We start from the raw sequence: 11,600 nt of genomic DNA, 5'->3' as shown, positions 1-11,600 counted from the left end.
GCTCGAAATTACGCGTATGTGGGCCCACGATAACCGGCAAGCCCACCGCACAGGCCTCGATCAGGTTCTGGCCGCCCAACGGCACGAAGCTGCCCGCCACAATGGCGATCTGGCTGGTGGCGTAATAGCGTGTCATCTCGCCGATGCTGTCGCCCAGCAGCACCACGGCACCGCTGCATAATGTGATATTGCGCGACGCCGTGCCGTCGCCCTTGGCAAATTGGCTGCGCCGGGCGTAGGGAATGCCCGCCTTGACCAGCAGGGCGGCGGCTTCGTCAAAGCGCTGCGGATGGCGCGGAATAAGGCAGAACAGTACTTCGTCGGCCAAGTGTTTGCCCTGGGCCGCGGCACGTTTCAGTTGCTGAGCGATGGCGTTGATGAACAGCTCGTCTTCACCTTCGCGCGTACTGGCGATGGTCAGCATCTTACGCGGCAGGGCCGCGGCAAAGGCGCGTCCACGCGCGACCTCTTCGGGTGCGGGCGAGACGTCGAACTTGAAGTTGCCCGATACGCGCACGGCCACGGCGCCGGCCTGCTCAAGGCGCTGAGCGTCTTGCAAGGTCTGGGCGTAGACGGCTTCCAGGCTTTCGTAGGCCTCGCGCATCACGCGCCCCGCCCGCAGGCTTTGGCGCAGGGCGTGGTCAGAGAATCTGGCGCTGGCCAGCACCATCGGAATCTTCATGCGTTTGGCCGTGGCAATAATATTGGGCCAGATCTCGCGTTCGATCATGATGCCGACGCTGGGTTTGTAGTGAGCCAGAAAGCGCTGCACGCTACCCGGAAAGTCGTAAGGCAGCCATTCTTGAATCAGCCGGCCTTCGGCAATGGCCCCGGCAAACATTTTTCCGGCTTCGGCCCGGCCGGTTGCCGTCATGTGGGTGAGCAGCACCACGTGACCCTGGTCGAGCAGCGCTTGGGCCAGCGGCTGTGCGGCTCGGGTTTCGCCCAGGCTTACCGCATGGATCCAGTAGGGCCGCTGTGAAGGTGGGGCGCTGGCGTAGCGGCCGAAACGCGGGCCGGAGAGAACTTCCCATTTGCCGCCGGCCCGGCGGGCCCGCAGGCCCATCCAGAAAAGTAAGGCCGGAGACAGCAGGCCGATCAAGGCAGTGTAGGCAAAACGGTTCACGTCGACAGGCCCTGGTCGGCGGAGTCGGGCTCGGCGGTCGGCGGTGCCGGTCGGCTGTAATCCAGCGCCTGTTCTACCGCGCTTAATACGGTCTGCGCCGAAGGGGCGTTGCCCCGTTCCCCCAGGCTGGCCGTGTAGGCGCGCCCCTGCAACGGCGTACGCACCGGCGTCGAGGCCTTGTAGATGCCGATGGTGGGGCGGCCCAGGCCGGCCGACAGGTGGGTAAGCCCGCTGTCGAGCCCGACCATGATGCGGGCGCGCGCCAGGACCTTGGCGATGTCGGTAAGGCTCATGCGGGGTAAAACCGTGGCACCTTGGCGGCCGGCGATCAGCGCATTGCCGCGTGCGGCCTCTGCTTCGTTGCCGGCCAGCAGTTTCAGCTCAAGGCCGTGTTCTTGCAGGTGATCGAATACGGCGTGCCAGTCTTGCGCCGGCCAAAGTTTGTCGGCACGGCTTGCCGAGGGCATGATCACCGCATAAGGCTCAATGGCCTGGTCGTGGGTGAACGCTTGCAGGCCGAAGTCCGGGGGGCCTTCGTATTGGTAGCCGAACGCGGCGGCGGCCAGCTCGCGCTGTCGGGTGACGGCAGGCTGCCAGAACTTGACCGTGTGCTTTACGTCGTAAAAAAACGAGGCCAGTGGTTCGCGTGCCGACTTTCGGTCCAGGCCGTGGCGCGTGCCACGCGTTTGACGCACCACCCAAACCGATTTCATGAGGGCCTGCATGTCGAGCACGACATCGTACTGGCGCGAACGCAAGGTTTCGCGCAAGGCGGCACGTTCGCTGCGCGACCGGCGTGACCACCAGCCTTTTCGCCAACGCCGATGGGCCACGGTGATGACTTCGTGGACGGCGGGGTGCCAGGCGGGGATTTCGGCGAAATTCTCTTCAACCACCCAGTCTATCTGCGCGTTCGGTACGTGCCGCGCAATATCGGAGATGGCGGGCAACATGTGCACGAGGTCGCCCAGCGAAGATGAGCGAACGATGAGAATTTTCGTTGTCATGGCGGGATTATAAAGAGAACCGTAGGTCGGCACCGGCCAAGGACGAAATTCCTTTTTTGGGGAGTACACTTTGAAACCATCAACAACGACGTGTGGGCCGAACCTGGCTATGCCGGACAGGCCACTTTGTATTTATGGATTCAACCATACTGGTGACCGGCGGCGCCGGCTTTATCGGCAGTCATACGGTGGTGGCACTGCAGCAGGCGGGCTACCGGGTGCTGGTGCTGGACAATCTGTGCAACAGCAGTGCCGATGTCATTGAGCGCATTGCTCGGATAACAGGGCGACGCCCGGATTTTATCGAAGGCGACATACGCGATGCGCAAGCGCTGAAGCAATTGTTTGCGTCGCACAAGGTCTCGGCCGTGCTGCATTTTGCCGGACTCAAGGCGGTAGGGGAATCCACCCGAATTCCGCTGGCTTATTACGACAACAACGTGCACGGCAGCGTGTGCCTGTTGCAGGCCATGCGTGAGGCGAAGGTGCGTACCTTCGTGTTTTCGTCTTCGGCTACGGTGTACGGCGACCCGCAGCAATTGCCGCTGACTGAAACGCATCCGCGCTCGGCCACCAACCCTTACGGCCACAGCAAGCTGGTGGTGGAAGACATACTTGAAAGCGTCCAGGGCTCGGAGCCCGGCTGGCGTATGGCCCGGCTGCGTTACTTCAACCCGGTCGGTGCTCATTCCAGCGGCCTGATCGGCGAGGCGCCGCAGGGCACGCCCAATAACCTGATGCCCTACGTGTCGCAAGTGGCTGCGGGACAGCGTGAACGTCTTCAGGTGTTTGGCAACGACTACGACACCCCAGACGGTACAGGTGTGCGCGACTACATTCATGTCATGGACCTGGCCCAGGGGCATGTGGCTGCCTTGCATTATTGCGAGCAGCAAGACCAAGGCATGCTGACCGTGAACCTGGGTACAGGCACGGGTTACTCGGTGCTGCAGATGGTTCAGGCCTTTGAAAAAGCCAGTGGCCGTACCGTGGCCTACGAGATGGTTGATCGGCGGCCCGGCGACATTGCGGCCTGCTGGGCCGACACCAGCCTGGCTGAACAGGCGCTGGGCTGGCGCGCCGAAAAAGGCATCGCCGAAATGTGCAGCGATGCCTGGCGTTGGGAAACGAGCCGCCTGAACTAAGCGGCTTATTGCACGCTGTCGGCCGCGTTGAGGTTTGTAACGGCGCCCAGGCTGCGGTTTTCGAGCAGGTTTTGCAGCGCGGCGGTAATGCAACGCACGAATTCCATGTCCTGGGGCAGTGCGGTACCAAACACCGCTTCGACGGCAAGCACGGCTTCGACCAGTTCGTGGGGCCCGGCCCGCCGCCCGCCTGCTTTCTCGACGGCGGCAAGCAGGGTGTCGCGCAGTGGATCGTTAAGAAACAATTCTTCGGCGCGTTCGTTCAGGCCGGTAAGCGTGCGTATCCACGCGGCCACCACCAGGGCGTGGCGATCGATGGACAGACCGTGATGAAGGCGGATTCCCATGGGCTCGATGATGCTGCCCGGCAGCACCTGGGTGCCGTCCATGGCAAGTTGCACGATGGGGCGCTCGACCGCGCTGTTGGCAAAGCGCGGCAACAGACGGTCTTTGTAGCTTTGCCATCCCGGTTTGGCCGCGCGGGGCAGCGTGGCCGCTGCGTCGGTGATCAGGTCGTCGATAAAGCGGGCTATTTCGGGTTGTTGCATGGCCTCGTGTGTTGTCTTGTATGAGGCCAGGCTGCCCAGATAGGCCAAGGCGCATTGTGCGCCCCCCAGCAGACGTTCGTGCATCTGCTCGTAAGGAAGCACGTGGGGCGTGAAGATGGCGCCGGCTTGTTCCCAGGGTGGCCGGCCCGCAGAAAACCAGTCTTGAATCACCCATTGCGAGAAGGGTTCGGTGACGACCGGTGCGGCATCGTGCAGACCCAACAGGGATTCGACCTGGCGCAGGTCGGCGGCCCGTACAGAGGGTGTGTCGCGATCGACCAGTGAGCAGGGGCAGGCGTAGCGGTCGAGAAAATGCTGCAGCAGTTCTTGGTCGCCGAGGTCGCGCTGAACACGCTCGATGTAGTCGGACAGCACGCGTTGCAGTACCTTGCCGTTGGCGGGCATGTTGTCGCAACTTAGCAAAGTAAGGGGCTGCAGGCCCAGCCGCTTGCGCTGGAATATGGCCCAGGCCAGCAGGCCAATGGCGGTGCCGGCGTTATGGGGCGCGTTGAGGTCGGAGCGAATTTCGGGAAGGCTGACGTCGAGGCCGTCGTGCTGGATGCTGTGGCAATAGCCGCGCTGGGTAATGGTAAGCGTGACGACATGCGTATCGGGCGAGGTCAGCGCGCTTAGGATGATGTCGCGCTCGTCGAGCAGGTAGGCAGTGCGTGCAATGCTGCCGATGATCCGCGCATTGAGGCTGTCGTTGTTTTGTACCAGCAAGGTGTAGAGGTTGTCTTGCGGGCCCAGGGCGTGAGTAATTTCAGGGTTGCGTAAGCTGACGCTAAGAATGCCCCAAAGCTCGTTGCCGGCCTGCATGACGTCGTCGGTATAAACGGCCTGGTGGCTGCGATGGAAAGCCCCTGCCCCCAGGTGAACGATGCGCGTGGGCATGGCGCTGCGGTCGTAGCGTGGGCGAACGATGTGCTCGGGTACGTGCTGCAAGGTTGCGTTAGAGAGTCGTTCCATGGCGTCGGCTCCATACAAAGGATGGGATTCCGGGTGGTAGCAAGCCGCCCCCAGGCGAACTTCTATTATGGGACGGGCGCCGGTGCAAGGCAACGGGCCAAAGCAGGGTAAACAGGCCCCTTTTCCCCCTATGGATCGATAGGCGTTAAAATGGGCTTTTCGTGGCCGCCCTGGCGCGGCTGCTTGTTGAATGCGAAGCTGCCCGCTTTGCCCCTCGGAATCAGGTATGACTACACCCGTCGATCAGGCCGCCGCCCACGAAGCGAACGGCCCCGCAACTGGCTACGACCCCAGCCAGAAACAGAAGTCGCAAGCCAAGACCTCGCGCATTCCCATCAAGATCATTCCCGCCGAGCGGCTTAAAAAACCCGAGTGGATTCGCGTAAAAGCGGCCTCGCCCGGCTCACGCTTTTACGACATCAAGCGCATTTTGCGCGAGCACAATCTGTACACCGTCTGCGAAGAAGCTTCCTGCCCCAATATTGGCGAATGCTTCGGCAAGGGTACGGCCACCTTCATGATCATGGGCGACAAATGTACCCGGCGTTGCCCCTTCTGCGACGTCGGCCACGGTCGCCCCGACCCGCTTGATGTCGACGAGCCGCTTAACCTTGCGCGCACGATCGCTGCGCTGAAGCTCTCGTATGTCGTGATCACCTCGGTCGATCGCGACGACCTTCGCGACGGCGGGGCGGCTCATTTTGTGGAATGCATTCAAAAGGTGCGCGAGCTTTCGCCCGCCACCCGCATCGAGGTTCTGGTTCCCGATTTTCGTGGGCGTCTTGACAGGGCCCTGGCCATACTGAACGGCGGGCCGCCCGACGTCATGAACCACAACCTAGAAACCGTGCCCCGCCTGTACAAGCAGGCTCGCCCCGGTTCCGATTACCAGCATTCGCTCAAGCTTTTGTCCGAGTTCAAGGCGCTGCACCCCAATGTGCCGACCAAGTCGGGTCTGATGCTGGGGCTGGGCGAAACCGACGAAGAGATTCTTGAGGTCATGCGCAATCTGCGGGCGCACAACGTCGATATGCTGACCATAGGCCAGTATCTGCAGCCTTCCGAGCATCACCTGCCGGTGTTGCGCTATGTGCACCCCGACACCTTCGCCATGTTCGAGCGCGAAGCGTACGAAATGGGCTTTACCCATGCGGCGGTGGGTGCCATGGTGCGCTCGTCGTACCATGCCGACGAGCAAGCTTCTGCGGCGGGTGTTGCGAACTTATAAAGGCTGGGCGCTTCAAGCGGCGGTATAGGCCGTTTTTACAATCGTGAAGAACTCGCGTGCGTAACGGCCTTGCTCGCGCGGACCGTAGCTTGAGCCCTTGCGACCCCCAAACGGCACGTGGTAGTCGACCCCTGCCGTGGGTACGTTGACCATGACCATGCCTGCTTGCACCGCCCGCTTGAAGTGCGTGGCGTGCTTCAACGATTGTGTGCAAATGCCCGAGCTAAGGCCAAATGGCGTGTCGTTGGCCAGCGCCAGGGCGTGCTCGTAATCGTCGGCCGGAATGACGGACGCAACCGGGCCGAAAATTTCTTCCTGGGCGATACGCATTGAGCTGTCTACGTCGGCGAACACAGCCGGGCTGAAGTAATAGCCTTCGGTGTCGCGTTTTAGCCGATCGCCGCCGCACACGAGCCGAGCGCCTTCTTGTTGCCCGATCTCGATATAGTCAAAGTTCTGTTCCAGCTGCGGCGCTTCGCTGACGGGGCCGATTTGCGTGTCGGCGTGCAGCGCATGGCCGACCTTGAGCGCTTGGGTACGATGAGCCAGTTCGCTTACAAACTGCGCGTAGATGCCGCGCTGAACGATGATGCGACTGCTGGCGGTACAGCGCTGGCCGGTCGAGTAAAAAGCCCCTTGTATCGTACAGTCGAGGGCAGTGTTCAGGTCGGCGTCGTCCAGCACGACCAGCGGATTCTTGCCGCCCATCTCCAGCTGAACTTTCTTCTGGCGCGCCGCGGCCTGCTCGAGTACCTGGCGCCCGGTAGGCACCGAGCCGGTAAAGGTAATGGCTTCTACGCGCGGGTCTTCGATAAAGGTTGCGCCCACGACAGAACCGCGGCCCATGACCAGATTGAAAACCCCCTGAGGCAGCCCGCTGCGGCTGATGATTTCGGCCAGGGCCCATGCCGAACCTGGCACCAGGTCGGCCGGCTTGAACACCACGCAGTTTCCGTAAGCCAGTGCCGGCGCGATTTTCCAGGCCGGAATGGCAATGGGAAAGTTCCAGGGCGTAATGATGCCGATGACCCCGACGGGTTCGCGCGATACCTCTACCTGAATGCCCGGCCGTACCGAGGCCACGGCGTCGCCTTCGATGCGCAACGCCTCGCCGGCGAAGAACTTGAAGATCTGACCGGCTCGGGCGACTTCGGCAATCCCTTCGGGCAGGGTCTTGCCCTCTTCGCGCGACAACAGCGTTCCCAGTTCGTTCTTGCGGGCCAGCAACTCGGTGCCGATGGCGTCCAGTGCATCGAAGCGCTGCTGGGGCGTGCTGAGCGACCAGGCCGGCCAGGCGCAGTAAGCGGCTTCGATTGCCGCATCGACCTGCGCGGCGTCAGCACGCACGTATTCGCCCACCATGTCGGAGAGATCAGAAGGGTTGATGTTCTGCTGAATGTTGTCACTGCCGGTCCACTGGTTGGCGATCCAGTTCTTATGCATGATGGCTCCGTTTAAGGTGAGCGAAAGAGCTGCAGCATATCGCTTCAAAGCTGAAGCGGTCTATGCCGGAAAAACCGAGCCGCCAGGCGTGGGGTGGCCGCGCCGGGAAGCTTCAGGCCGGCGCCTCAGCGCTCGAGCAGGTCGAGCTTGTCGGTCTTGTCCTTCCATTCGTCGGCATCGGGCAAGGGGCCGACGCTGCGGGAAATGACTTCCCATTGCTGCGACAGATCGGCGTTGATTTCGATGAAATGCACTTGGTCGGCGGGAAGGTCTTCTTCAGCGTAGATGGCTTCGACGGGGCACTCGGCCACACAGACCGCGCAATCGATGCATTCTTCAGGATCAATGACGAGAAAATTGGGGCCCGCATGAAAGCAGTCGACGGGACAGACGTCGACGCAGTCGGTGTAACGGCAACGAATACAGGCTTCGGTAACGACGTGAGTCATGAAAAGAACCTATCTGGAGAAATTTGCGGCAGATGAATTCCGACGTATGGTAGTGTACAAAATAAATGTAGTAAACACCAAATTTTTCGGTATTGACTACATTTTTTACTTGGGTAGAATTTAGTCGGGTCTGAACCAGAACTTTCCAAGGCCCATGTCGACTACTGTTCGCAAGAAGGCGGTTGCCGCAAGTAAAACTGCGGCCTCGGGTACGCGAGGCAAGGCGGCCGCCCACGCCGCCACCCAGGTCAGGGCGCATAAAACGCGCGAATCCATTCTTAAGGCCGCCACGCGCGTGTTCGCGCGAAACGGATTCACCGACGGCAAGATCGAAAGCATCTCGCGCTTGTCGCGCACCCATGACCGAATGATCTATTACTACTTCGGCAGCAAGGCGCAGCTGTTTGTCGAAGTGCTTGAAACGGCCTACGAGAAAATGAACGAGGCCGAGGCAAAGATCGACATCGATCTGAACCAGCCTGTCGAGGCGCTGACCACCATTGTTCATTTCGTCTGGCAGTATTACCTTGACCACCCCGAGTTCATCACCTTGTTGAACAGCGAAAACCTGCTCAAGGGCCGGCATATCAAAATGTCGACGCGGGCCAGCCAGCTATCGTCGCCGGCTGTCGCCATTCTTGATGAGGTCTTGCGATCGGGTGTTGAAAAAGGGCTGTTCCGGGCGGATAGAAACGCGCGCGATCTTTATATCGAAATTGCCGCGCTCGGCTACTTCTACCTGTCCAACCATTACACGCTTAGCGTTTTTCTTAATAGCGACCTGCGCGGCAAGGGCGAGCTCGAGCACTGGAAGTCTGTTATTACCGATACGGTCGTTCGCAGTGTGCTGGCAAAGCTGCCTTAGTCGTTCAATACGTTTCTGCACCGCTGTTGGTGCAGGCCTTTTCACAGAACTCGGATCGCGGAACGACTTCGGCCATAAGGGTTGAAACCGTCTTGTCGCGTGCATATTTTTACGATAAGATCACCCAATAAATGTAGTGGCTACTACAAATTATAGTAAACGCTAAATTCAATTCATACGGGTCGTCGGCCTGATTCGGCTCGGTTCAGTATCGCAAGCAAGGAGTCGTCGGCAATGACCGAACATACCAAAGTGGATCACAGCTCTGATAACCTGGACGAATCCATGCCTTCCACGCCGGGCCCGACCGTGCTCGAAAAATCCAAGCCCCGCAGCGCCAATATGGCGGCCAACAAGGTCGAGTGCAACGCCTGTCCGGTGCTGTGCCAGATTACCGAGGGGCGTACAGGCGCCTGCGATCGCTGGGGCAATGTCGAGGGCGTGCTGACCAGGGTCGATCCCGTCATTCTCATGCGCCGTCCTGTCGGGCCGCCCGCTGATACGGCCTTGGGCCACGAGGGTGAAGCGGCGGCGCACCAAGGGGCGGCGGCAACCGGCTCCGAGCTGGTTCCCGAAACCGATCTGTTCGTCAGCGGTGTCGGTTCCGGAACCACCTATCCCGATTACAAACCTGCGCCCTTTATTGTGGGCTCCAAGGCCAACGGCGTCGACATGGTCACGGTGGTTACCGAAGGCATATTCAGCTATTGCAGCTTCAAGGTAAAGATCGACACCGACCGCTACCTGGGGCCCGAGCAGTCCAATATTCGTCATAAGGGCGAGATCGTCGGTCATGTCACCACCGCCGAATACGGTTCCCAGATGCTTTCCCTGGGGGGCGTGCATCACCTTACGGGCGGCAGCAAAAAAGAGGGCCGCATTACCTGCGACGTGATGATGGCGCTGGGCAACAAGCAGGCTGTAGAACTGACCATCGACGGCGGCGCTCAGCTGGTGGTTCAGGCGGGCAAGGCTCCCATTGTCGACGGCGTTGAAGAAAAACGCATGCGAGTGGGTTGCGGCTCGGCCGCCATAGGCATTTTTGCCAAGCAATGGTTTGGCCACACCGACGAGGTCGTGGTGGTAGACGACCACATCACCGGTGTCCTTAGCGAGCATCAGGCGGGGCGCTGTCTCGATATCCGACCTTCGGGCATCAAAATGAAGGGTCGCAAATCGACGCCCGGCCGGTACTTTCAGGTGGCCAACCCCGGCAATGGCTGGGGCGGCACCGACATTACCGATCCCTTGTCCATTATTGAAGGCTTCGACCCCGAGGTTGCCTGGCCCGGATTGCGGCTGCTGATTACCTCGACCACCGGCGAGCACGCCGAGTATTACGAGCTTGACGATGCATTGCAGCCTCAGCCCAAGGCCATGCCTGAGGCCCTGCAAAAAACGGTCGAGCGCATTGGCGAAAACTGCGAGCCCTCGCTGGCCAGTGTGCTGTTCCTGGCGGGTGCGGGCGGCTCGTTGCGCGCCGGTGTTACCGAGAACCCCATCTGGCTGACCAATTCCATCAAGCAGTCCTTGGTCAACGTCACTTGCGGGGGCGCGCCCGCCTATATTTGGGCGGGCGGCGGCATCACCGTCATGGTCGACGTCATGCGCATGCCCGACAATTCCTTCGGCTACGTGCCCACACCGGCCATCGTCGCTCCCATCGAGTTCAGCATGCGGTTAACTGATTACGAGCGACTAGGCGGCCATATGGCCGATGTTCAGTCCGTCGCCGATGTCCTGGCCCGAGCCGACCACCGCGTCATCGACTGGTTCGACGCAGAAAGCCCCTGGCCTATTGCCGGTAGGCCGGTGCTGGGTTAGGGCGTTGGTGTGAGCATGCCTTTGTCCATGACGGCAGCACTTGCGGCGCCCCATCCGTCGGGCGCGATAGGCGCCCGTCTAGAGGGCGACCGATGGCATTTCCAGCATGGGCCCATCGAGCTGGTCATTGGCGTCGACGGTGCGCCACAAGCGGTGGAGGCCGCCTTATTGCAAGCGTGGCAGCGCTTTACAGGCGTGCTTTCCGAGCTGGTTGCCGAGTTGCCCGTGTTGCGTAAACCTGCGGGGCCCGACGCCCTGTCGCAGGGGCGGGTTGCCACGCGTATGCTGCTTGCTTGCCGCCCTTATGCCTCTCAGGTATTTGTGACCCCAATGGCCGCCGTAGCGGGCTCGGTCGCCGACGAGCTGATTGGCTTTTTCTCGAGCCCGGGTATCGAGCGCGCCTACATCAACAACGGCGGCGACATCGCGCTGCATCTGGGCCCCAGATCCCACTACAAGGTGGGCTTGTTTTCCGATCTCGCTCGTTATCAGGGCGATGCCATTGACCTTGACGGCAGCTTCACCATCGACGCGACGATGCCTGTGCGTGGCATTGCCACCAGCGGATGGCGCGGCCGCAGCTTCAGCCTGGGCATTGCCGACAGCGTCACGGTGTTGGCGGCCGACGCGGCGAAAGCCGATGTGGCCGCCACCTTGGTGGCCAACCAGGTCAATGTCCAGCACTCCGCTGTGCGGCGAGCGCCCGCCAACACCCTGAAAGACGATACCGACCTGGGTGCGCGCCTGGTTACCGTAGAGGTCGGTGCGTTGCCTAAGGCGGCCATTGATGCGGCACTTGATCAGGCGGCCGCCTATGCTGAACGCTTGTGCGATCAGGGCGTCATAAACGGCGCCGTGTTGATGCTGCAAGGCTCGGTGCGTGCCGTGGGCATGCCCGCAGCAGCCGGGCACGCCCAGTTCAGCCGCCTGGTCGCCGCGTCTTATAACAAAGCACAAACGCCCATCGGCCTTTGCGCCAAGCAAACTTCATTAAAG

The 11,600-nt window shown here is 61.1% G+C and carries 10 protein-coding genes; 5 read left to right on the top strand and 5 right to left on the bottom strand.

Annotated features, from left to right (window positions below):
* Both VL003_RS05845 and waaC read right to left on the bottom strand, forming a co-directional pair.
* Window positions 1-1,126: 3-deoxy-D-manno-octulosonic acid transferase (locus tag VL003_RS05845; RefSeq protein ID WP_325440505.1), on the bottom strand; the 1,126-nt coding region annotated here is incomplete at its 3' end.
* Window positions 1,123-2,133, bottom strand: coding sequence for a lipopolysaccharide heptosyltransferase I (gene waaC / locus VL003_RS05840; RefSeq protein ID WP_325440503.1), 1,011 nt, complete (start codon window positions 2,131-2,133; stop codon window positions 1,123-1,125). The genes waaC and VL003_RS05845, both read right to left, overlap by 4 nt.
* 134 nt (window positions 2,134-2,267) lie before the next feature.
* Here waaC and galE point away from each other — a divergent pair, with 134 nt between their 5' ends.
* Window positions 2,268-3,278 (top strand): UDP-glucose 4-epimerase GalE, encoded by a 1,011-nt coding sequence (galE, locus tag VL003_RS05835; protein WP_325440501.1) that lies wholly within the window; start codon window positions 2,268-2,270, stop codon window positions 3,276-3,278.
* 5 nt (window positions 3,279-3,283) lie between these two features.
* Here galE and VL003_RS05830 read toward each other — a convergent pair whose 3' ends face one another.
* Window positions 3,284-4,795 (bottom strand): mannitol dehydrogenase family protein, encoded by a 1,512-nt coding sequence (locus tag VL003_RS05830; protein WP_325440499.1) that lies wholly within the window; start codon window positions 4,793-4,795, stop codon window positions 3,284-3,286.
* 226 nt (window positions 4,796-5,021) lie between these two features.
* On the opposite strand from VL003_RS05830, the gene lipA reads away from it, so the two are divergent.
* Window positions 5,022-6,023 (top strand): lipoyl synthase, encoded by a 1,002-nt coding sequence (lipA, locus tag VL003_RS05825; protein WP_325440497.1) that lies wholly within the window; start codon window positions 5,022-5,024, stop codon window positions 6,021-6,023.
* 12 nt (window positions 6,024-6,035) lie between these two features.
* Here lipA and VL003_RS05820 read toward each other — a convergent pair whose 3' ends face one another.
* Both VL003_RS05820 and fdxA read right to left on the bottom strand, forming a co-directional pair.
* A complete protein-coding gene (locus VL003_RS05820) occupies window positions 6,036-7,466 on the bottom strand; it encodes an aldehyde dehydrogenase family protein (RefSeq protein ID WP_325440495.1) in 1,431 nt (476 codons plus the stop codon).
* 125 nt (window positions 7,467-7,591) lie between these two features.
* Window positions 7,592-7,915 (bottom strand): ferredoxin FdxA, encoded by a 324-nt coding sequence (gene fdxA / locus VL003_RS05815; protein ID WP_325440493.1) that lies wholly within the window; start codon window positions 7,913-7,915, stop codon window positions 7,592-7,594.
* Window positions 7,916-8,069: 154 nt separating this feature from the next.
* On the opposite strand from fdxA, the gene VL003_RS05810 reads away from it, so the two are divergent.
* The 3 genes from VL003_RS05810 to VL003_RS05800 form a co-directional block, all read left to right on the top strand.
* Complete coding sequence (locus VL003_RS05810) at window positions 8,070-8,780, top strand: TetR/AcrR family transcriptional regulator (protein ID WP_325440491.1); 711 nt, start codon at window positions 8,070-8,072, stop codon at window positions 8,778-8,780.
* A 234-nt stretch (window positions 8,781-9,014) separates the two neighbouring features.
* Window positions 9,015-10,604 carry a 6-hydroxynicotinate reductase gene (locus VL003_RS05805; protein ID WP_325440489.1) on the top strand — a complete coding sequence of 530 codons (1,590 nt, stop codon included), beginning with the start codon at window positions 9,015-9,017 and terminating at the stop codon, window positions 10,602-10,604.
* A gap of 27 nt (window positions 10,605-10,631) precedes the next feature.
* A partial coding sequence (locus VL003_RS05800; protein WP_325440487.1) for a UPF0280 family protein occupies window positions 10,632-11,600 on the top strand: 969 nt, incomplete at its 3' end.

The sequence above is a fragment of the Pusillimonas sp. genome (genome assembly GCF_035515275.1).
GTDB lineage: Bacteria > Pseudomonadota > Gammaproteobacteria > Burkholderiales > Burkholderiaceae_B > Pusillimonas.
This window is presented reverse-complemented; position numbering and strand designations above follow the sequence as displayed.